Raw genomic sequence first — 21119 nt, 5'->3', positions numbered from 1 at the left:
CATCATGTTTAGTTTTATTAAAAACGCGCTCAAAGGCGGTGTCGCGACCGAATCTTATCCCTTGCGACCCATCGACGTGGATGACAACTTCCGCGGTAAACCCGAGCACAATCCGCAACAGTGCATCGGTTGTGCTGCCTGCGTTAATGCCTGTCCTTCCAATGCGTTAAGCGTGGCAACCGATCTCGAAGCCGGGCAACTGGCGTGGAGCTTTAACCTCGGGCGCTGCATTTTCTGCGCCCGCTGTGAAGAGGTGTGTCCAACCGCCGCAATTACCCTGTCGCAGCAGTTCGAACTGGCGGTGTGGAACAAAGCCGATTTGCTGCAACAGGCACTTTTTCCGCTGTGCTATTGCCGGGAATGTGGTCACCCCTTCGCGGTACAAAAGGAGATCGACTATGCCATTGCCTTGTTGCGCCATAACGGCGACCAGGGGGCGGAAAACCGGCGGTCGGCGTTCGAAACCTGCCCGGCATGTAAACGTCAGCACAGCCTGGCCTCATCCGGCAGCGCCGTGTTTCACCGTCAGTTGCGAGGAGCCAACGGATGAGTAACGTATCAGGTCCACGCGACCATAACGGCCTGCCACTGCCGCTCTCGGTGGAAGAGTCGATTGCCAGCATGAAGGCTTCATTGCTGAAAAAAATCAAACGATCAGCCTACGTTTATCGCGTTGACTGTGGCGGTTGCAACGGTTGTGAAATTGAGATTTTCGCCGCACTTACCCCGCTTTTTGACGCCGAACGCTTCGGAATCAAAGTGGTCCCCTCACCGCGCCATGCCGATATTTTGCTGTTCACCGGCGCGGTCACCCGCGCCATGCGCTCACCAGCATTACGTGCCTGGGAATCCGCCCCGGACCCGAAAATTTGTATCTCCTACGGGGCCTGCGGCAATAGCGGCGGTATCTTCCATGATCTCTACTGCGTCTGGGGCGGCACGGACAAAATCGTGCCGGTAGACGTGTATATCCCTGGCTGCCCACCCACACCCGCCGCCACCCTGTACGGCTTCGCCATGGCGTTGGGTCTGCTGGAGCAGAAAATCCATGCCCGTCCGGCAAGCGAACAGGATCTGCAACCCGCACGCATCCTGCATACGGCGATGGTACAGCCGCTGCGCGTTCGCATTGATCGCGCGGCGCGCCGTCTGGCGGGTTATCGCTATGGACGACAAATTGCCGACAACTTCATGCACAAACTGACCGACGGCGATGGCGCAGTGCAGCAATGGCTGGCGGAAGAGAACGATCCACGTCTGACGGAGATTGTTACGCATCTGGAAAATCTGGTGCAGATGGAGCGCGTGTAATGAGCGAGTCCGTGGTGTTTTGCCAACTTAGCCGCAAATTTGTCGATGAAAATGACGCAACGCCAGCAGAAGCACAACAGGTGATGTACTACAGCCTGGCCATTGGACATCACCTTGGCGTGATTGATTGCCTGGAAGAGAGCCTGGTGTGTCCCTGGGCGGCTTATCTGGCGTGGATTGCCACGCTTCCGGCGGCAAGCCAGGCCAGCCGTAAGATGGCCGGCGTGCCGCGCTACGGGGAAATTGTGATCGACCACAGCCATGTGGTGATGCTGGCGCAGGCATTTGATGCCGCCAGAGCGTGTCAGACGCCGCAGCAACAGCAATGGAGCCAGGCACTGCTGGCGATGCTCCAGGCCATTCAACAGGAACCGGCTATCTATCTGATGGTCAGGAGGCGTGATGACTAAGGTTTTATTGTGTGTCGGCAACAGCATGATGGGTGATGACGGCGCAGGCCCGTTGCTGGCGGAGAAATGTCGCGCCGCCCCCTGTGGCGACTGGCTGGTGATCGACGGCGGCAGCGCGCCGGAAAACGATGTGGTCGCCATTCGCGAACAACGGCCCGATTTGCTGCTGATTGTTGATGCCACCGACATGCTGCTGTCCCCCGGTGAAATCCGCGTTATCGACCCGGATGACATCGCCGACATGTTGCTGATGACCACCCACAATATGCCGCTCAATTACTTGATTGATCAGCTTAAAGATGATGTCGGTCAGGTGGTGTTCCTCGGCATTCAGCCGGATCTGGTGGGCTTTTGCTATCCCATGACCGAGGCGGTGAAGAACGCGGTAGACCAGGTCTATCAACAACTTGGCGGCTGGGTGGGTGACGGAGGGTTTTCGGCACTCACCAGCGAAGCGTGATGACCCACAACCCGTCGCGGCGCGATAAATCGCGCCGCTATGACATGTGCCGACAGATGTCATCGTCAAAAGTGTCAATGCCAACAAGGCCGACAAGTAACTCATTGTTATTAAACAACTAAAAAACTGGCACGGTTTGTGTATAGCTCCCTGACAATAACAAGTTCAATGCAGGAGTTTATGATGAACCGCTTCATCATTGCTGATTCAAGCAAGTGTATCGGCTGCCGTACGTGTGAGGTAGCCTGTGTCGTGTCCCATCAGGAAAACCAGGATTGCTCGGCGCTCACCCCGCAGACCTTCCTGCCCCGCATTCATGTTATCAAAGGCGTGAATGTCTCTACGGCCACCATGTGCCGCCAGTGTGAAGATGCCCCCTGCGCCAACGTCTGCCCGAACGGCGCAATCAGCCGTGATAAAGGTTTTGTCCATGTGATGCAGGAACGCTGCATTGGCTGCAAAACCTGTGTCGTCGCCTGTCCTTACGGTGCGATGGAGGTGGTGGTTCGCCCGGTGATTCGCAACAGCGGTGCCGGACTGAACGTCATGGCGGAAAAAGCCGAGGCTAACAAATGTGACCTCTGCCACCAGCGTGAATCAGGTCCGGCGTGCATCGACGCCTGTCCGACCAACGCCATCATGTGCGTCGATCGCAACAAACTCGAACAGATGAGCGCAGAAAAACGCCGCCGCGCCGCGTTAGATGCTCCCTCATCGCTGTCGTTTTAATCCTGGCTTTTCAACTTCTTACAGGTTGGCTATAGATGAAAAAAGTGACTACCGTCTGCCCCTATTGCGGTGCAGGCTGCAAACTGAAACTGGTCGTCGAGAACAACAGAATTCTGCGTGCCGAAGCGGCCGATGGTGTGACCAACCAGAACGAATTGTGTCTGAAAGGCTACTATGGCTGGGACTTCCTCAACGACACCAAACTGCTCACGCCACGTCTGACGCAGCCGATGATCCGTTATCAGAAAGGGGGCAAACTCCAGCCGGTTAGTTGGGAGGAAGCTATCCGCTACACGGCCAAACGCCTGAGCGAGATTAAGCAGCAGTTTGGGCCGCGCGCCATTATGACTACCGGTTCCTCACGCGGCACCGGTAACGAAACCAACTATGTGATGCAAAAATTCGCCCGTGGCGTGCTAAACACCAATAACGTCGATTGCTGCGCACGCGTGTGCCACGGTCCCTCCGTCGCCGGGCTACAGGTGACGCTGGGGAACGGCGCGATGAGCAACTCCATCGGTGATATCGAAAACTCCAAATGCCTGCTGGTAGTGGGCTATAACTGCGCCGACTCTCATCCCATCGTGGCGCGCCGCGTGATCAAAGCCAAAGGTAATGGCGCGAAGATCATCGTCTGCGACCCACGCCGCATCGAAACCGCCCGTATTGCCGATCAACATTTGCAAATCAAAAACGGCTGCAATATGGCGCTGGTTAACGCCTTTGGTTATGTATTGCTGGATGAGCAACTTTACGACAAGGAGTATGTCGCTAAATACACCGAGGGGCTGGATGCCTATCGCGAGACCGTTAAAGGTTACGCCCCGGAAGATGTCGAGCATTTGACCGGTATCCCGGCCCAACAGATTCGCCAGGCAATGCGCACCTACGCCGCAGCACCTTCCGCCACCATTATGTGGGGCATGGGGGTGACGCAGTTTGGTCAGGCGGTGGATGTGGTGAAAGGCTTGTCCAGCCTGGCGCTGCTGACCGGCAATCTGGGCCGCGAACATGTCGGCGTCGGGCCGGTGCGCGGTCAGAACAACGTGCAGGGTGCCTGCGATATGGGCGTCATCCCCAACCAGTTTCCCGGCTACCAGGACGTGGTTGATCCAGCGGTGCGAGCGAAGTTCGCCAGCGCATGGGGCATTGATCCGGCAGTGATGGATGACAAAGTTGGCGTGCGCATCACTGAAGTGCCGCATCTGGCGCTGGAAGGCGAGATGAAGGCTTACTACATCATGGGGGAAGATCCGCTCCAGACCGAGGCGGATTTAGGCCTGGTGCGTCAGGGTTTTGAAGCGCTCGACTTCGTGGTGGTGCAGGACATCTTTATGACCAAAACCGCCGAAGTGGCCGACGTGCTGCTGCCCGCCACCTCGTGGGGTGAGCACGGCGGCGTGTTTACCTGTGCCGACCGGGGTTTCCAGCGCTTTGAGAAAGCCATCGAACCGCAATACAACGTCAAACGTGACTGGGAAATCATCAGCCTGATCGCCACAGAAATGGGCTACCCGATGCACTACGACAATAACCAGCAGATCTGGGATGAGCTGCGCGATCTGTGCCCGCTGTTCTATGGCGTAACCTACGAAAAAATGGGCGAGATGGGACACGTTCAGTGGCCTTGCCCGACGCTGGACCATCCCGGCACCCCTTATCTCTACAAAGGGAATAAGTTTGATACCCCAACCGGTAAGGGGCAGTTGTTCGCCGCTGAGTGGCGCGCCCCGGCGGAAGTGCCGGATAAAGACTATCCGCTGGTGCTTTGCACCGTGCGTGAAGTGGGGCACTACTCCTGTCGATCCATGACCGGTAACTGCGCGGCGCTGCAAACCCTCGCCGACGAACCCGGTTATATGCAAATCAACCCGCTGGATGCCGAAGCATTGGGGATAAAAGACCAGCAACTGGTGTGGGTCAGCTCGCGACGCGGCAAAGTGATCAGCCGCGCCGACGTCAATGAACGCATCAACAAGGGTTCGGTGTATATGACTTATCAATGGTGGATTGGTGCCTGTAATGAGCTGACTCAGGACAATCTTGATCCGATTTCCAAAACACCGGAAACCAAATATTGCGCGGTCAACGTCAGCGCGATTGAGGATCAGGCGTGGGCTGAACTCTATGCGCAGACCACCTATAACCAGATGAAAGCGCGCCTGCGCGAAGCGGCAGAAGCGTAACAAGGGCTTCGTCGCGGCGCGATTTATCGCGCGGGTTTTTCCCACATCGCGCAATAAATTGCGCCGCGACGGTATGAATTCCTATGCATAACAACGGCATTGCATTACGTATTCGCGGCAAGGTCCAGGGCGTCGGTTTTCGCCCCTGGATCTGGCAACTGGCACAACAACTCCAGCTCAAAGGCGACGTCTGCAACGACGGCGCGGGCGTGTTGGTGCGTCTGACCAGCCCGGCAGCCACGTTACTGGCGGCGCTGCATCAGCACTGCCCGCCGCTGGCGCGGATTGATAGCATTGAACAACAGACAATGTGCTGGATAAGCCTGCCGGAGAGTTTCACCATTCGTCACAGTGACGAGGGTGCCATGACCACGCAAATCGTCCCCGATGCCGCAACCTGTCCCGCCTGCCTGCGCGAACTGCATGATCCCACGGACCGACGTTACCGCTACCCCTTTATTAACTGTACCCACTGTGGTCCACGCTACACCATTATCCACGCCATACCTTACGATCGTCCCGCCACGGTAATGGCCGCGTTTCCCCTGTGCCCGGCCTGTGAACGAGAGTACCGCAACCCACTGGACCGCCGTTTTCATGCTCAACCGCTGGCCTGCGCGGATTGCGGCCCGCAGCTAATCTGGCACCACAACGGGCAGCAGTGTGAGGGAGATTCGGCACTGCAACAGGCCGTGACGCTGCTGAAAAAAGGTGGGATTGTCGCCATTAAAGGACTGGGTGGGTTTCATCTGGCGGTGGATGCCCGCAACCCGCTGGCGGTGCAGCGCCTGCGGCAGCGTAAGCAGCGGCCAGCAAAACCTTTTGCGGTGATGATACCGGATACGCTGGGCTTACCGGATTCGGCCACCGCGTTCCTCACCTCACCAGCCGCGCCGATTGTACTGGTCGACCGTCACCTGTTAAGCGGGTTGAGCGCCGGGATTGCGCCAGGTCTGAATGAAATCGGTGTGATGCTGGCGGCCAATCCTCTCCAGCATCTGTTGATGGCGGATTTTGGCGGCCCACTGGTGATGACATCCGGCAATCTGAACGGTTTGCCCCCTGCAATAGAGAATGATCGCGCGCTGGCGGAGCTGGCGGGTATTGCCGATGGCTGGCTGCTGCATAATCGCCCGATCCTGCAACGCATGGATGATTCTGTGATGCGCGCCAGCGGTGAAATGTTACGGCGCTCGCGTGGGTTTGTGCCCGATGCCCTGCCGCTACCGCCCGGTTTCAAGCCCCTGCCGCCGATACTGGCACTCGGTGGCGATCTGAAAAATACCTTCTGTCTGGTGCGTGACGACCAGGCGGTGCTCAGTCAGTACTTTGGCGATTTAGCGCAAAGCGGCGTCGAAACCCAGTGGCGTCAGGCATTGCAGCTAATGTGCGAGATCTACCACTTTACGCCACAGCAGATTGCGGTTGATGCGCATCCGGCCTGGCGTAGCGCACAACTGGGGCGTGAGATGGCGCTACCGCTCTCAGAAATATTGCATCATCACGCTCACGCTGCCGCCTGCCTGGCCGAACATCACTGGCCGCTGGAGGGTGGCAAGGTGCTGGCGCTGGCCCTTGATGGTATTGGCTATGGCGATGACGGTCAGCTCTGGGGGGGGGAATGCCTGCGGGTGGACTACCGGGAATGTACGCACCTCGGCGGTCTGCCAGCCGTGGCGCTTCCGGGTGGCGATCTGGCAGCGCGGCAGCCCTGGCGTAATTTGCTGGCACAATGCGAAGCCTTTGTGCCGCACTGGCAACACTATGCGGAAACGGCGGTGGTTCGTGCCCAGCCCTGGCAGCCGTTGGCGCGGGCTATCACCCGCGGGGTCAATGCCCCGCTCGCCTCCTCCTGTGGTCGCCTGTTTGATGCCGTGGCAGCCGCCCTGGGCTGCGCACCCCTCCAGCAAAGTTATGAAGGCGAAGCCGCCTGCCTGCTGGAGACAATGGCCCTCGACCACGGTCCTTGCCCGCATCCCGTGACGTTGCCGCTGGTGCAGGGATGTCCCGATATGGCTACCTTCTGGCAGCAATGGCTGGGATGGCAGGCCAGCGCCCCGGCGCGTGCGTGGGCGTTTCATGATGCCCTGGCTCAGGGGCTGGCCGAGCTGGTTCGTCAGCATGCCAGTCACCTGGGCATTTCCACCCTCGTTTGCTGTGGCGGGGTGATGCATAACCGTCTGCTACGTGAACGCCTGCGCTGGTGGCTTTCTGATCTGGAGATTCTGTTTCCGACACAGTTGCCTGCGGGCGACGGTGCGCTTTCACTCGGCCAGGCATTGATTGCCGCCGCGCGTCTTATACCTCATACACAAGGAAAAAATGATGTTGTTGCGTGTTCTTCGTGAAACCCCGCGCGCTGGCGCTTTATTGGGCGCGCTGGTGGCCGCGAATTTTGCCGCCTGGATTTGGGCATTGGTGGTGTTCCAGCAAAGCACCGCATTGATGGCAACCTGCCTGCTGGCATGGTGTTATGGACTGCGCCATGCGGTTGATGCCGACCATATCGCTGCCATCGATATTGTCACGCGTAAAATGATGCAGCAGGGAAAACGTCCGACAACTATTGGCGCCTGGTTTTCCCTGGGTCACTCAACCATCGTTATTCTGGCATCGATTGCCATCGCCGCCACTGCCGCCGCTTTCCAGAAAAATATGGCCTGGTTCCATGAGGTGGGAGGCGTGATCGGCACCGCAGTGTCGGCCTGTTTCCTGCTGGCGATGGGGCTGGTTAATCTGGTGATTCTGCGCAGTGTCTGGCGTAACTTCCGCCAGTGGAAACGCGGCGAGCCGCTCACCGCCGATGCGCTGGAAAGCAGCGGGGGTGGCCTGATGAGCCGCTTATTCAACACCACCTTTAAGCTGGTGAATAAAAGCTGGCATATGTACCTGGTCGGTTTTCTATTTGGCTTAGGCTTCGATACCGCCACAGAAATCGGCGTGCTGGGTCTTTCGGCCGCTACCGCCTCTTACGGCATCTCAATGTGGTCGATCCTTATCTTTCCGGTGATGTTTGCCAGCGCCATGATGCTGGTGGATACCCTCGATAACCTGATGATGCTCAATGCCTATGGTTGGGCGTTTAATAAACCGCAGCGCAAACTGTATTACAACATGACCATTACCGGCACGTCGGTGGTGGTGGCGCTGTTTATCGGTGGCGTGGAGGCTCTGGGGCTATTGATCGACAAACTCGGATTGCAGGGTGGTATCTGGCCGTGGATTGGCAAACTGAGTGACAACCTGGGTAATGCGGGCTTTGTGGTGGTTGGGTTGTTTGTCGTGTGTTGGGGCATTTCAATGCTTAATTACCGCTTGAGGAACTATGACGCGTTGTAATCTGTTAACGGTTTAATCCCTCTGCTATCAGGCAGCCAACGAAGTAACAATTTGTTAGCTGCCATGTTCATCTATTACAAACCCTTATCTTTTCCCCTCATTTTTTGACAAAAAATGCATTTTTTCCCCTGCTAAAGCCCGCTTTTGCCGAAAGGCCTTACATTTAACAATTGTAAAATGTTAATGATACAAAGTAGCAACATAAAAATTGACTGCCTGTTTCAATGTCCTGAAAAACAACCTTTGTTTCAAATTTGTTCAACTTAATTAGGAAGCAATATGAAAAAAAGAGCCAAAACACTGCCGGGGGTGACACGACGGCAGGTGTTGACGTGGACAACGTTGGGTGTCGCTGCCACGGTGACACAAGCGGCGGATGCCGTGTCTCTCAAAGGTACACCGGGCTGGACGCCCTTTTCTGACAATCCTCCCGAATCGTTCGATCAACAAGGCTGGCTGTTCTTTACCCCTGAAGAAGCACAAACCCTGGAAGCGATCGTTGACCGTCTGATCCCTGCCGATGAACTCAGTATCGGTGGCAAAGAAGCCGGCTGTGCCGTGTTTATTGATCGCCAACTGCACGGTTTTTACGGGACATTTGAACGGCTGTACATGCAAGGCCCATTTCACCAGGGCACACCGCAGCAAGGTGACCAGTCTCCGCTGATACCACAGCAGCGCTATCGCCAGGGCATCGCAGCGCTCAACCGCTACGTGCAACAGAGCGCACAAAAGAACTTCGCTGAACTTCAACCGGAGCAGCAGGACCATTTGTTGCAGGCAATGGAGGCAGGCAAGGTGCATTTCGACGGCTACGATGCGCAATCCCTGTTTAACGATGTGCTGACTAACACTATGGAAGGCTTTTTTGCCGATCCGATTTATGGCGGCAACAAAGACATGGTTTCGTGGAAGATGCTGGGATTCCCTGGCGCGCGTTACGACTATCGCGACTATATCGAACGCCATAACGAGAATCTGGGATTAGAACCCATCAGCATGATGCAATGGAAGGCCAGGGGATAACAGCATGAAAAAATTACCAAAAACGGATGTCGTGGTCATTGGCCTCGGCTGGGCTGGGTCGATCATTGCGAAAGAACTGGCCGATGAAGGCCTCGAGGTGATCGGCATTGAACGTGGCCCCTGGCGCGATACCGCGCGTGACTTCAACGTCGCCACCGTGACCGACGAACTGCGCTATGTGATGCGCGAAGAACTGATGCTGCGCACCCGGCAAAATACCTGCACCATGCGTAACAATCCATCACAGACCGCACTGCCGATGCGCACCTGGGGATCATTTCACCCCGGTAACGGCACGGGTGGCGCAGGCAACCATTGGGCAGGCATCACCTTCCGTTTCCAGCCGGAGGAATTTCGCCTCAAAAGTCATCTGACCGAACGGTATGGCGCAAATGCCATCCCCGATGAACTGGTACTCCAGGACTGGGGAACAACCTGGGAGGAGATGGAGCCGCATTATATGCAGTTTGAGCGGGTGGCCGGTACATCGGGCTATGCCGCCAACCTCAATGGTGAAAAACGTGCTGGCGGTAACCCGTTTGAAGGTATGCGTTCCGGTGATTACCCCACGCCGCCACTGCGTCAGCCTTACGGCCCCACGCTGTTTGCCGAAGCCGCAAAGAATATGGGATATCAGCCCTTTCCGGTTCCCTCATCGTTGGTGTCAGAGGCCTATACCAATCCCTATGGTGTGACGATGGGGCCCTGTACTTTCTGCGGTTTCTGCACCAACTACGGTTGCGCCAACTATTCCAAAGCCAGTGCCATTACCACGGTACTTCCGGCGTTGATGCGTAAGGAAAATTTCACCGCTTACACCAACTGCGAGGTGCTGGAGGTGCTGACCGATTCATCCGGTAAGAAAGCCACCGGGGTGACCTATATCGACTCCTCTGGTGATAAGTGGGAACAACCCGCCGACCTGGTGATTGTCGCCGCGTTCACGTTTGAAAACGTGCGCCTGATGTTGCTGTCAAATATTGGCGAAGCCTACGATCCCGTCACAAATCGCGGCACCACTGGCCGCAATTACGCTTATCAGACCGCAAATGGCGTAACGTTGTTTTTCGACAACAAAAACTTCAATCCCTTTATCGGCGCAGGTGCCGTCGGCATGGGGATTGACGAGTTCAACAACGACAACTTCGACCATAGCGGCCTTGGCTTTCTCGGCGGAGGCAGTATTCGCGTCACGCCCATCGGTTCTGCGCCGATTGGTTACCGGCCAGTGCCGCCGAATACACCAAAATGGGGTTCCCAGTGGAAGCGTGCGGTCAAAGATAACTACCTCAGCACCATGTCGATCGGATGTGAGGCGAGCAGTTACACCACGCGTACCAACTATCTGTCGCTCGACCCCAATTACAGCGATCCCCACGGGCGTCCACTCCTGCGTATCACCTTTGACTTCGCGGAGAATGATCTGAAGATGGCGCAATACTGCACCGGTAAGGTGGCAGAAATTGCGCAATCAATGAATCCGCGCCAAATCGTCGCCAAACCGATGTCCGGCCACTGGAACAGCGTTCCCTACCAATCATCCCATGTGGTGGGCGGTTTCATTATGGGAACCGATCCCAGCACCAGTTCGGTGAACAAACATTTGCAGGTCTGGGATGTGCCCAATTTGTTTGTCGTCGGTGCATCGGCCTTCCCGCAAAACCCTGGCTATAACCCAACCGGTACTGTCGGTGCGCTGGCATTTAAAGCGGCTCACGCCATTCGTCATTACTATCTCAAACGCCCCGGGGAGATGATCACCGCATGAAAACGCTCACGTCTCTCTCACTCGCGGCGTTACTGGCTACGGCCAGCTTCGTTGCGCAGGCACAACCGGAATATGATCAAATCAGTCGTGGCAGCTACATCGCTACGCTCGGCGATTGCACGGCGTGCCACACCACCGATGCCAAACAGCCTTTCGCCGGTGGTGTAAAACTCCAGACGCCTTTTGGCACCCTGGTGGGAGCCAACATCACGCCGGACCCCGCAACCGGTATTGGCAACTGGAACTATGACGACTTTAAACGCGCCATGACGGCAGGCATCGGTCACGGAGGCAAACGGCTGTATGGTGCGATGCCGTTTACGGCTTACACCAAAATGTCCGATGCGGATCTGCGCGATCTGTGGGCCTGGATGCAAACATTGCAGCCGGTTCACCATGAGGTAGAAACCAATCAACTGCCGTTCCCCTTCAATATTCGCAGCAGCCTGATGGTGTGGAACTGGATTAATTTCGACAAAGGAGAATTCCAACCCCATCCCGACAAATCAGCACAATGGAATCGTGGGGCGTATTTGGTTGAAGGCCCAGGCCACTGCGGCACCTGCCACACCCCCAAAAATCTGCTTGGTGGTGATAAAGGCGGCCAGTTTCTCACTGGCGAAGTGGTTGAAGGCTGGTATGCCCCCAACCTGACCAACAGCGACCATAGCGGGCTGGGGAAATGGACAACGGAAGACATCGTCAGCTACTTGCGTACCGGCGTCAACCGCTTCGACATCGCCTCCGGACCGATGGCCGATGCGGTCAGTCATTCAACACAACATTGGCGTGATGACGATCTTCAGGCCGTCGCGACCTATCTGAAAGGTGGAGATAAACAAAGCGAAAAAGTCCCGCAACCCTTGCCTGCCAGCGATGAGCGCATGCAACTTGGTGCGCAAATTTATGCGGCCAAATGTTCGGCCTGCCATAGCCCGGGTGGACGCGGCGAGCAAAATATCTTCCCGCAATTGAAAGATAACCCTTTGCTTAACCAGCCGGATGCAACGTCGTTGATTCGCGTGGTCGCAGCGGGCAGTCGTGGCGTAGACACCGACATCCGCCCGACTGCACCCGCTATGCCCTCTTTTGCTGGCGTGCTGGGTGACGACCAGATTGCAGCGGTGGTGACGTATATCCGCAACAGTTGGGGTAACGCCGCAGCACCGGTTGATGCCACGGCGGTTCAGAAAGTGAAAGACAACCTGCAATAACCTGTTGGGGTGGCAGGGAAGCCACCTTGTTCGCGGCAACATGACTGGCAAAATTGCGCCAAATCAATTCCCCTGCAAATCACGCGAAATTCTTCTGGTTGGTTTTCATCATCAGGATTAGCCTAAAGTTGCATTTAAAATACAACTTATAAAGGGCTATGATTATGTTCTGTGTGCAATGTGAGCAAACCATTCGAACCCCAGCAGCCAACGGCTGTTCGTACGCGCAAGGTATGTGTGGCAAAACCGCCGAAACCTCCGATTTACAGGATCTGCTGATCGCCACATTGCAGGGACTGTCTGCCTGGGCCGACAAAGCCCGTACCTATGACCTGATCGATCACGACATCGACCATTTCGCCCCGCGCGCCTTTTTCTCTACCCTGACTAACGTTAACTTCGACTCCCTGCGTATTGTCGGCTACGCGCGTGAAGCCATTGCCAAACGTGAAGCCCTGAAGGCGGCCTGCCTGGCGATTGACCCGCGAGCCTCTCTCGACCATCCGCTGGCGGATTTACAGTTGGTCAGTGACGATCTCGGCACATTGCAGCAACAAGCCGCCAGTTTCGCGCCCAATCGTGATAAGGCGCTGATTGGCGACAATATTCTCGGTCTGCGTCTGCTGTGCCTGTACGGCCTGAAAGGGGCGGCGGCTTATATGGAACACGCCCATGTACTGGGGCAGTATGACAACGCCCTTTACGCCACTTATCATCGCATCATGGCGTGGCTGGGCACCTGGCCTGCGGATATGGATGCCCTGCTGGCCTGTGCGATGGAAATCGGCCAAATGAATTTCAGCGTGATGCGTATTCTCGATAGCGGCGAAACCAACACCTATGGTCATCCCACGCCGACGCAAGTCAACGTCAAAGCCGTCGCTGGCAAATGTATCCTGATTTCCGGCCACGATCTCAAAGACTTATACAACCTGCTGCAACAAACCGAAGGCACTGGCGTTAACATCTATACCCACGGTGAAATGTTGCCCGCGCACGGCTACCCGGAACTGCGCAAATTTAAGCATCTGGTCGGCAACTACGGCAGTGGCTGGCAGAACCAGCAGGTGGAATTCGCCCGCTTCCCTGGCCCGATTGTCATGACTTCCAACTGCATCATCGACCCGATGGTCGGTGCCTATGACGCGCGTATCTGGACACGTAGCATCGTCGGCTGGCCAGGCGTGAAGCATCTCGAAGGCGATGATTTCACCGCCGTGATCCAGCAGGCACAACAACTCAATGGCTTCCCGTATAGCGAGATTGAACATGTGATCACTGTCGGCTTCGGTCGTCAAACCTTAACCGGGGCGGCGGATACCTTGATCGACCTGGTCAGCCGGGAGAAATTGCGCCATGTATTCCTGGTGGGTGGCTGTGACGGTTCGCGTAGCGAACGGAGCTACTTCACCGATTTCGCCACCCAGGTGCCGCACGACTGCCTGATTCTGACGCTGGCATGTGGCAAATATCGCTTCAACAAACTCGATTTTGGCGACATTGAAGGGCTGCCCAGATTGATCGATGCCGGCCAATGCAACGATGCCTACTCAGCGATCATTCTGGCGGTGACGCTGGCAGAAAAACTCGGTTGTGGCGTCAACGATCTGCCGCTGTCGCTGGTGCTGTCATGGTTCGAACAGAAGGCGATTGTCATTTTGCTGACGTTGTTATCGCTGGGCGTCACCAATATCGTCACTGGCCCGACGGCCCCGGCCTTCCTGACACCGGACCTGCTGGCCGTGTTGAACGAGAAATTTGGTCTGCGTCAGGTCACCACCGTTGCGCAGGATATGCAGCAGTTACTGAGCGCCTGAGGAGATCAACATGACCATGCCAACTCCGCAATGCCCGTGGCGTATGCAGGTGCATCACATCCACCAGGAAACACCGGATGTCTGGACGCTATCGCTGTTGTGTCACGATTATTATCCTTATCGTGCCGGGCAATATGCGTTAGTCAGTATCGCCAACAGCGCGACCACCCTGCGTGCCTATACCCTCTCCTCCACACCCGGTGTCAGTGAATACATCACCCTCACCGTGCGTCGTATTGCAGGCGGTGCTGGCTCGCAATGGCTTACCGGTGAAGTCAAACGCGGTGATTATCTGTGGCTCTCAGATGCTCAGGGGCAATTTACCTGTGACAACGAAGCGCAGGACAAGCTGTTGCTGCTGGCTGCGGGTTGTGGCGTGACACCGATAATGTCGATGCGTCGCTGGCTGGCAAAGTACCGTCCGGCTGTCGATGTGCGGGTCATTTATAACGTCCGTTCGCCGCAGGAGGTGATTTTTGCCGAGGAATGGCGCGACTACGCGGTCACGCTGGTGGCAGAGCAGTCGGCCAGCGCTGGTTTTGTCTCTGGCCGCCTGAGCCACGCGCTATTAAATGAAGTCCCCGACCTCGCCGGACGCACGGTATTTTGCTGCGGCCCGGCACCCTATATGGCGTGGGCGGAAGAGGCGGTGAAACAAGGCGGCGTGACGCGCTTCTTTAAAGAACAATTCTTCACCCCGACAACATCGGTGGCGGCGGCGACCGAAGGGCTAAAATTCAGCAAACTCTCCGCCGGTAAGACCTTTTTCGCCCCGCAGGGCAGTTCGCTGCTCCAGGCGCTGGAGAGCAACAACGTGCCAATCATTGCAGCCTGCCGTGAGGGCGTGTGTGGCTGCTGTAAAACCCAGGTGCTGGCGGGCGAATATCACGTCAGCAGCACCGCAACCTTAACCCAACAAGAAATTGATGACGGTTTTGTGTTGGCGTGTTCGTGTCAGCCTGAAGGAGACATGGTGCTGGCCTGATCGACTGATACGTCGCGGCGCGATTTATCGCGCCGCGACCGTTGGCATTAATCCACCAGATCCTGCAACTCACTGGCGGTGACGCGACTCGACAATGCCGTAAGTTGACCAAATAGCGGGTCCCATTCCTGTATGTCCAGTTGCGCAATGAGATTTTCACGCGCAAAAGGATCAGCATTCACCAGCTTGCTCACTTCTTCACGGCTATCTGCGTTGAAAATCAAAAAACCAGCGCGTAGCGGAGTCTGCTTCAGCGGCCCTGAAGCGATAAGTTTCCCTTGTTTAATCAAGTCCTTCAGATAAACCACATGTTCCCGAACAAAGCTATTCCACTCGGGACCTGCCGGATGGTCCATTCTCACAATATAGATACTCATGATTCACCTCTGCTTATTTGCTGATTAAAAGCGAGTGTAATAAGTACTATTGATACTTAAAATGACCTGATATTGCGCTCTGAAACAACCAGGAGTTGTTAATGTTGGACAAAATCACCGGGATGCGCGTATTTGTCGCCACCGTACAACAGGGATCTTTTGTTGCTGCGGCGGAAAAGCTGGCTATGTCACCGCAGATGGTGGCCCGGCACATCGCTTCAATGGAAAAGCAGCTGGAAACACGTTTACTCACACGAACAACACGTCAGCAGAGTCTTACCCCGACTGGCAACCAATATTTCAAACGCTGCCTGACGATTTTACAGGCGATTGCCGATGCCGATAGTGAAGCCAGTGGCAGTGCTGACGTTGCCAGCGGTACCTTGCGGTTGAATGCACCTGTCACCTTTGGACGCTACGCCCTGACTGACTTTCTCACTGATTTTCTGGCGCGCTATCCCCACATCAATATCGAACTCACGCTGTCGGACGACGTGATCAATCCGGCAGCGGCAGATTTTGATGCGGTGATCCGCATTGGTGAACTGGATAAAAACTTGCGACTGGCCGCGCGGCCCTTAGCCGCCTATCGGCTCATTACCTGCGCTGCGCCAGAGTACCTGGCGAAACAGGGCTGGCCGCAACACCCCGCCGATCTGGCACATCATCAATGCCTGACATTCGCGCCCTGGCAGGCAGGATTGAGCGATTGCTGGCCGTTTATCAGCGAGGGATTACTTTATGACGTTGACGTTAATTCCCGGCTGAAGATTAACGATTGGGGCGCCTTGCTGGAGGCCGCTATCCGGGGAGCAGGCGTGGTCATGGGTTATGATAAAGCGCTGGCCTTGCCACTCAAACGGGGGCAATTGGTTGCTATTCTGGCTGACTACCCATGCCCGGAACAGGCAATGCATCTGCTCTGGCAACCTGCGCGCGTCAACGAAACCCGTTACCGGGTGTTTATTGACGCGTTATGCGAATACTTTCACTGACTGCGCGATAAATCGCGCCGCTACCGGATATCGGTTCTCACCCCTGATATCCACACTGGCGTGAAAGCGCCAACGCCGCTTCACGCATCTTTTCACCCAAACTTTCAACCAACCCCGTCCGGGCTTCGCTGCTGAGAAAACTGGTAGCGATGCCCGCAATCGCCTTGCCGGTATGATCATAAATCGCTGCGCCAACGCAGGTCATCGCGGCGTGAATCTGACCGTTATCAATCGAAAAATGGCGCGCGCGGATCGCGATCAACTCCTGACGCAACTCATCAAGGTTACTCACGCCGGCAGCTGTCATGGGCTGAGGGAAACCGTTCGCGAACAATGCCGCCAGCGCGTCGTCGGGCAGTTCGGAAAGCAGCACCTTGCCGGTAGCGGTAAAAGGGGCAGGCAACCGCATACCAATACGGAACGTATGGCCGAGGGGTTTTTCTGAATTTCGGCAACTGATGTAGACCACTTCATCGCGGTCGAGCACAGTCAGCGTGATGGTATAGCCATTCAGCTCGCTGTCGCTGGCAAAGTATTCCCGGAACAGCGCCACGATATCCATCTGTGACAAAAAACCGTCAGCCCAGCGCATCAGATGCGGTCCGAGGCGGAACGCTCCATCGGCGGTCCTGACTAACAGCCCCAGTTCCGTCAGGACATTCAACTGCCCATGCGCGGTACTTTTTGGCAGGGCCAGTTGACGCGTGATATCCGCCGCAGAGAGTGCGCCGCCCTGCGCGGCAACCAGATCAAGAATGGTCACCGCCCGACGCAGCGCAGGAACAGTATCAATATTTTTGCGCGTTTGATCGCTTTTTGTTACGGAATCCCCTGACATACTGCCCCCTGTCCAATGTTCACTATACAGATCTTAGTTCAATATATTGAACTTATCTCAAGGGGGAGTCGATGATCAAACTAAAAAACCCAACATTGTTACGCGACCGTTGTCTGGTAAATGGCGAATGGGTCAGCGGCAGCAAAGGTGAAGTGATTGAAGTAGATAATCCTGCCACCGGAAAAATTATTGCCACCGTACCTGCTCTCTCGGCGTCCGATACGGAGAACGCAATTCGCGCAGCACAAACGGCGTTCCGCAGTTGGAGCAAAATGGCGGCCAAAGATCGCACCGCCGTGCTGCGTCGCTGGTTCACGCTGATGGTCGACAATGCCGACGACCTCGCGGCCCTGATGACCGCAGAGCAAGGAAAACCGCTGGCGGAAGCTAAAGGCGAAGCGCTGTATGCCGCCTCCTTTGTCGAGTGGTTCGCCGAGGAAGCCAAACGTGTGTATGGCGAAACCATTCCGGCTCCGACCAATAACAAACGGATTGTGGTGATCAAACAGCCGATTGGCGTCTGTGCCGCCATCACCCCGTGGAATTTCCCGGCCGCGATGATCACCCGCAAAGCCGCGCCCGCCCTGGCCGCAGGTTGCACCATGATCGTCCGTCCCGCCGAAAAAACACCGCTGACCGCGTTGGCGCTGGCAGAACTGGCGCAACAGGCTGGCATGCCGGCCGGCGTGTTCCAGGTGATCACCGGCGATGCGCGTGAGCTGGGCGGCGTGCTTACCGCCAGCGATATCGTCACCAAACTCTCCTTTACCGGCTCGACCCAGGTTGGCCGCCTGTTGATGGCCCAGTGCGCACCGACCATCAAAAAGCTGTCGCTGGAGCTGGGGGGTAACGCCCCTTTTATTGTGTTTGAGGACGCCGACCTCGATGCCGCTGTCGAAGGGGCGATCGCCTCCAAATACCGTAACGCCGGTCAGACCTGCGTCTGCTCCAACCGCCTTTATGTGCAGGACGCGGTTTACGACCAGTTTGCGGAAAAACTCGCAGCGCGAGTAGCGGCGCTGAAAGTGGGCGAAGGTCATCAACCGGAGGTGCTGATTGGGCCGCTAATCGATGGCAACGCCGTCAAAAAAGTCGAGGAGCATATCGCCGATGCGCTGGCAAAAGGAGCACGACTGGTGACCGGTGGTAAGACTCATGCCCTCGGCGGGACATTTTTCGAACCGACCGTGCTGGCGGAGGTCACCCAGCAGATGAAAATCGCGCGCGAGGAAACCTTCGGCCCGGTCGCCCCACTGTTCCGCTTTCACAGCGAAGAAGAGGTGATTGCGATGGCGAACGATACCGAGTTTGGCCTTGCCGCCTATTTCTATACCGAAAATGTGCGCCGCACCTGGCGGGTAGCCGAAGCGCTGGAATACGGCATGGTCGGCCACAACACCGGACTGATCTCTAACGAGGTCGCGCCGTTCGGTGGCGTCAAACAATCCGGCCTCGGCCGTGAAGGTTCCCATCACGGCATTGATGAGTACCTGGAAATTAAATACCTGTGCTCAGAAATCGCCTGATTCGAGCAGCCAACAAAGAGGAGATGAGATGACTATCAATCCATTTGAGTTCCGCACCGTACCCTCGATTGAGATGAAGTGGGGAGGTGCGCAGCAACTCGGCACCAGCATCGCCAGTCGTTTTACACAACGCAACGCCTGCCTGATCACCGACGCCGGGTTGGTTAAAGCCGGTCTGATTGCGCCGATCGTCGAGAATCTCACCACTGCCGGATTTAGCGTCAGCGTGTTTGATCAGGTGGTGGCGGATCCGCCGGAGGCGATTGTCCACGCCTGCGTTGACGCCGTGAAACAGGTCGGTGCCGATATCATTATCGGCCTCGGCGGTGGCTCCTCGCTGGATATCGCCAAAGTCGCGGCGGTAATGGCCGAAGGTGATCAACCGTTAGCCGAGATGTACGGCATTGGCAAGGTAACCGGTTCCCGACTGCCGCTGGTGCTGATCCCCACCACCGCTGGCACCGGCTCTGAAGTGACCAATATCGCCATCATCACCACCGGTGAAACCACCAAGATGGGCGTGGTTGCGCCACAACTGTATGCCGATTTCGTGCTGCTCGATGCCGAACTCACCGTAGGTCTGCCGCAAATCCATACCGCCGCCACCGGTATCGACGCTATGGTGCATGCCATCGAGGCCTACACCAGCAAGCACAAGAAAAATCCGTTGTCCGATGCTCTGGCGCGTGAAGCGCTACGACTGCTGGGGGCCAATCTGATCACCGCCTGCCAGGATGGCAGCAACCGCGCAGCGCGCGAAGGGATGTTGCTCGGCGCGACCCTTGCCGGTCAGGCGTTTGCCAATTCCCCCGTTGCCGCGGTGCACGCCCTCGCCTACCCGTTGGGAGGGCACTACCATGTCGCGCACGGTCTTTCCAATGCGCTGATGCTCGGGCCGGTGTTGAGTTATAACGCCAGCGCCGCAGCACCGCTGTATGCCGAACTGGCGGAAGTGCTGGGCGTGGCCGGCAGCGGCGATGCCGCTACCCGTGCCAGCGCCTTTGTCGAACATATGCTGCAACTGATGGAGCGCAGCGGCGCACCGCGCCGCTTACGTGATGTTGGCGTCACCGAGGAGAGTTTGCCTCGCCTGGCAAGTGATGCCATGTTGCAAACCCGTCTGCTCACCAATAACCCGGTAGAGGTGCTGGAGCAGGACGCGCTGAATCTGTACCGCGAAGCCTTTTAAGTTCTTTCCCCTAAAACAAAAAAGTACCCACGACTAACCAGAGGAATGCCCAGTATGAAAGATATACGACTCTACATGCTCCAGTCCGGCACCCTGAAATGTAAGGTTCACAACATCAAGATGAACCAGGGTTCGGGGGCCGATTATGAAATCCCGGTCCCCTTCTTTCTGATCACCCATCCTGATGGTCACACCATTATCGATGGCGGTAACGCGATTGAAGTGGCCACCGATCCGCGCGGTTATTGGGGCGGGATTTGTGATGTCTACTGGCCGGTATTGGGCGAAGACCAGGGCTGTGTCGATCAGGTCAAAGCGCTCGGCATCGACCCGGCGGATGTGAAATATGTGGTGCAGTCGCACCTGCATCTTGACCACACTGGTGCCATTGGCCGCTTCCCGAATGCCCGGCATATTGTGCAACGCGCCGAGTATGAGTATGCCTTTACCCCGGACTGGTTTGCGGCGGGCGGCTATATCCGCCACGATTTCGATCGTCCCGGCCTGAACTGGCAATTCCTGAACGGCACCGATGATGATTTCTACGACATCTACGGTGATGGCACCCTGACCACTATTTTCTCGCCCGGTCACGCGCCCGGACACCAATCCTTCCTGGTCCGTCTGCCCAATAGCAAACCCCTGCTACTGACCATAGATGCGGCCTATACGGTGGATCACTGGGAGCAAAAAGCGCTGCCCGGCTTCCTCGCCTCGGCGGTGGATTCGGTGCGCTCGGTGCAGAAGCTGCGTGCGGTCGCCGAACGGGCAGATGCGATTGTCGTCACCGGCCATGATCCGGATGCCTGGGCCGGATTTAAAAAAGCCCCCGAATACTATTCCTGAATCCCGAGGGGCGTTAAGCCCCTTTTTGCTGCCTGCTAAACGAAATTCATACGTTAACTTTACCTCTCCAGCGGCCAAACCCAGCGTGGCCACGCTTTCCCTC

The 21119-nt window shown here is 56.6% G+C and carries 19 protein-coding genes; 17 read left to right on the top strand and 2 right to left on the bottom strand.

Annotated elements, in window-relative coordinates:
• Positions 1–4: 4 nt before the first annotated feature.
• The 13 genes from AC6I8R_RS21150 to hcr all read left to right on the top strand — a co-directional run bounded on the left by AC6I8R_RS21150 (position 5) and on the right by hcr (position 15245).
• Positions 5–550 carry a formate hydrogenlyase complex iron-sulfur subunit gene (locus AC6I8R_RS21150; protein WP_415174677.1) on the top strand — a complete coding sequence of 182 codons (546 nt, stop codon included), beginning with the start codon at positions 5–7 and terminating at the stop codon, positions 548–550.
• On the top strand, positions 547–1311 hold the full coding sequence (locus tag AC6I8R_RS21145) for an NADH-quinone oxidoreductase subunit B family protein (RefSeq protein ID WP_208725891.1): 765 nt from the start codon (positions 547–549) through the stop codon (positions 1309–1311). The genes AC6I8R_RS21150 and AC6I8R_RS21145 overlap by 4 nt, the downstream gene beginning before the upstream one ends.
• Entirely contained in the window at positions 1311–1721 is a 411-nt protein-coding gene (locus AC6I8R_RS21140; protein ID WP_415174679.1) for a formate hydrogenlyase maturation HycH family protein, read from the top strand. The genes AC6I8R_RS21145 and AC6I8R_RS21140 overlap by 1 nt, the downstream gene beginning before the upstream one ends.
• Entirely contained in the window at positions 1714–2181 is a 468-nt protein-coding gene (gene hycI, locus AC6I8R_RS21135; RefSeq protein WP_497832834.1) for a hydrogenase maturation peptidase HycI, read from the top strand. The genes AC6I8R_RS21140 and hycI overlap by 8 nt, the downstream gene beginning before the upstream one ends.
• 183 nt (positions 2182–2364) lie before the next feature.
• Positions 2365–2910, top strand: a complete 546-nt coding sequence (gene hydN, locus AC6I8R_RS21130; RefSeq protein WP_208726618.1) for an electron transport protein HydN — start codon at positions 2365–2367, stop codon at positions 2908–2910.
• A 35-nt stretch (positions 2911–2945) separates the two neighbouring features.
• Entirely contained in the window at positions 2946–5096 is a 2151-nt protein-coding gene (gene fdhF, locus AC6I8R_RS21125; protein WP_415174681.1) for a formate dehydrogenase subunit alpha, read from the top strand.
• A gap of 83 nt (positions 5097–5179) precedes the next feature.
• Complete coding sequence (hypF, locus tag AC6I8R_RS21120; RefSeq protein WP_497832833.1) at positions 5180–7444, top strand: carbamoyltransferase HypF; 2265 nt, start codon at positions 5180–5182, stop codon at positions 7442–7444.
• The gene (locus AC6I8R_RS21115) at positions 7422–8435 is read left to right on the top strand and encodes a HoxN/HupN/NixA family nickel/cobalt transporter (protein WP_415174708.1); all 1014 of its coding nucleotides are present in this window, start codon (positions 7422–7424) and stop codon (positions 8433–8435) included. Before hypF ends, AC6I8R_RS21115 begins: the two co-directional genes overlap by 23 nt.
• A 279-nt stretch (positions 8436–8714) precedes the next feature.
• Positions 8715–9461 carry a gluconate 2-dehydrogenase subunit 3 family protein gene (locus AC6I8R_RS21110; protein ID WP_415174683.1) on the top strand — a complete coding sequence of 249 codons (747 nt, stop codon included), beginning with the start codon at positions 8715–8717 and terminating at the stop codon, positions 9459–9461.
• A gap of 4 nt (positions 9462–9465) precedes the next feature.
• Positions 9466–11229, top strand: a complete 1764-nt coding sequence (locus AC6I8R_RS21105) for a GMC family oxidoreductase (RefSeq protein WP_497832832.1) — start codon at positions 9466–9468, stop codon at positions 11227–11229.
• The gene (locus AC6I8R_RS21100) at positions 11226–12443 is read left to right on the top strand and encodes a c-type cytochrome (RefSeq protein ID WP_497832831.1); all 1218 of its coding nucleotides are present in this window, start codon (positions 11226–11228) and stop codon (positions 12441–12443) included. Before AC6I8R_RS21105 ends, AC6I8R_RS21100 begins: the two co-directional genes overlap by 4 nt.
• A 164-nt stretch (positions 12444–12607) precedes the next feature.
• Positions 12608–14260 carry a hydroxylamine reductase gene (hcp, locus tag AC6I8R_RS21095; RefSeq protein ID WP_497832830.1) on the top strand — a complete coding sequence of 551 codons (1653 nt, stop codon included), beginning with the start codon at positions 12608–12610 and terminating at the stop codon, positions 14258–14260.
• A gap of 10 nt (positions 14261–14270) precedes the next feature.
• Positions 14271–15245 (top strand): NADH oxidoreductase, encoded by a 975-nt coding sequence (hcr, locus tag AC6I8R_RS21090; protein WP_497832829.1) that lies wholly within the window; start codon positions 14271–14273, stop codon positions 15243–15245.
• A gap of 47 nt (positions 15246–15292) precedes the next feature.
• Here the strand turns inward: hcr and AC6I8R_RS21085 are convergent, their stop codons facing one another.
• Entirely contained in the window at positions 15293–15622 is a 330-nt protein-coding gene (locus AC6I8R_RS21085; RefSeq protein ID WP_208725901.1) for a YciI family protein, read from the bottom strand.
• Between the two features lie 101 nt (positions 15623–15723).
• On the opposite strand from AC6I8R_RS21085, the gene AC6I8R_RS21080 reads away from it, so the two are divergent.
• Positions 15724–16617, top strand: a complete 894-nt coding sequence (locus AC6I8R_RS21080) for a LysR family transcriptional regulator (RefSeq protein WP_497832828.1) — start codon at positions 15724–15726, stop codon at positions 16615–16617.
• A 37-nt stretch (positions 16618–16654) separates the two neighbouring features.
• Here the strand turns inward: AC6I8R_RS21080 and AC6I8R_RS21075 are convergent, their stop codons facing one another.
• Positions 16655–17455 (bottom strand): IclR family transcriptional regulator, encoded by an 801-nt coding sequence (locus AC6I8R_RS21075; protein ID WP_497832827.1) that lies wholly within the window; start codon positions 17453–17455, stop codon positions 16655–16657.
• A 71-nt stretch (positions 17456–17526) separates the two neighbouring features.
• Between AC6I8R_RS21075 and AC6I8R_RS21070 the strand changes: the two genes are divergently transcribed.
• From AC6I8R_RS21070 to attM, 3 genes are read left to right on the top strand one after another with little or no spacing between them, the layout of a single operon-like run.
• Positions 17527–18981: an NAD-dependent succinate-semialdehyde dehydrogenase gene (locus AC6I8R_RS21070; RefSeq protein ID WP_497832826.1), complete on the top strand. Its 1455-nt coding sequence runs from the start codon at positions 17527–17529 to the stop codon at positions 18979–18981.
• 28 nt (positions 18982–19009) lie between these two features.
• Positions 19010–20170 (top strand): iron-containing alcohol dehydrogenase, encoded by a 1161-nt coding sequence (locus AC6I8R_RS21065; protein ID WP_497832825.1) that lies wholly within the window; start codon positions 19010–19012, stop codon positions 20168–20170.
• A 54-nt stretch (positions 20171–20224) separates the two neighbouring features.
• Positions 20225–21016, top strand: a complete 792-nt coding sequence (attM, locus tag AC6I8R_RS21060) for an AttM family quorum-quenching N-acyl homoserine lactonase (protein ID WP_208725906.1) — start codon at positions 20225–20227, stop codon at positions 21014–21016.
• Positions 21017–21119: the final 103 nt, after the last annotated feature.

Source organism: Pantoea sp. X-Soil-OKNW-713, from assembly GCF_059730685.1.
Note: the sequence above shows the minus strand (reverse complement) of the source record. Positions and strands in the feature narration are given on the sequence as shown.

Coding starts and splice junctions, on each gene's coding strand:
- AC6I8R_RS21150 (WP_415174677.1), top strand. CDS start 5: ATGTTTAGTTTTATTAAAAACGCGCTCAAAGGCGGTGTCGCGACCGAA.
- hypF (WP_497832833.1), top strand. CDS start 5,180: ATGCATAACAACGGCATTGCATTACGTATTCGCGGCAAGGTCCAGGGC.
- AC6I8R_RS21085 (WP_208725901.1), bottom strand. CDS start 15,622: ATGAGTATCTATATTGTGAGAATGGACCATCCGGCAGGTCCCGAGTGG.
- hcr (WP_497832829.1), top strand. CDS start 14,271: ATGACCATGCCAACTCCGCAATGCCCGTGGCGTATGCAGGTGCATCAC.
- fdhF (WP_415174681.1), top strand. CDS start 2,946: ATGAAAAAAGTGACTACCGTCTGCCCCTATTGCGGTGCAGGCTGCAAA.
- hycI (WP_497832834.1), top strand. CDS start 1,714: ATGACTAAGGTTTTATTGTGTGTCGGCAACAGCATGATGGGTGATGAC.
- hydN (WP_208726618.1), top strand. CDS start 2,365: ATGAACCGCTTCATCATTGCTGATTCAAGCAAGTGTATCGGCTGCCGT.
- AC6I8R_RS21070 (WP_497832826.1), top strand. CDS start 17,527: ATGATCAAACTAAAAAACCCAACATTGTTACGCGACCGTTGTCTGGTA.
- AC6I8R_RS21100 (WP_497832831.1), top strand. CDS start 11,226: ATGAAAACGCTCACGTCTCTCTCACTCGCGGCGTTACTGGCTACGGCC.
- AC6I8R_RS21140 (WP_415174679.1), top strand. CDS start 1,311: ATGAGCGAGTCCGTGGTGTTTTGCCAACTTAGCCGCAAATTTGTCGAT.
- hcp (WP_497832830.1), top strand. CDS start 12,608: ATGTTCTGTGTGCAATGTGAGCAAACCATTCGAACCCCAGCAGCCAAC.
- AC6I8R_RS21080 (WP_497832828.1), top strand. CDS start 15,724: ATGTTGGACAAAATCACCGGGATGCGCGTATTTGTCGCCACCGTACAA.
- attM (WP_208725906.1), top strand. CDS start 20,225: ATGAAAGATATACGACTCTACATGCTCCAGTCCGGCACCCTGAAATGT.
- AC6I8R_RS21110 (WP_415174683.1), top strand. CDS start 8,715: ATGAAAAAAAGAGCCAAAACACTGCCGGGGGTGACACGACGGCAGGTG.
- AC6I8R_RS21065 (WP_497832825.1), top strand. CDS start 19,010: ATGACTATCAATCCATTTGAGTTCCGCACCGTACCCTCGATTGAGATG.
- AC6I8R_RS21115 (WP_415174708.1), top strand. CDS start 7,422: ATGTTGTTGCGTGTTCTTCGTGAAACCCCGCGCGCTGGCGCTTTATTG.
- AC6I8R_RS21145 (WP_208725891.1), top strand. CDS start 547: ATGAGTAACGTATCAGGTCCACGCGACCATAACGGCCTGCCACTGCCG.
- AC6I8R_RS21075 (WP_497832827.1), bottom strand. CDS start 17,455: ATGTCAGGGGATTCCGTAACAAAAAGCGATCAAACGCGCAAAAATATT.
- AC6I8R_RS21105 (WP_497832832.1), top strand. CDS start 9,466: ATGAAAAAATTACCAAAAACGGATGTCGTGGTCATTGGCCTCGGCTGG.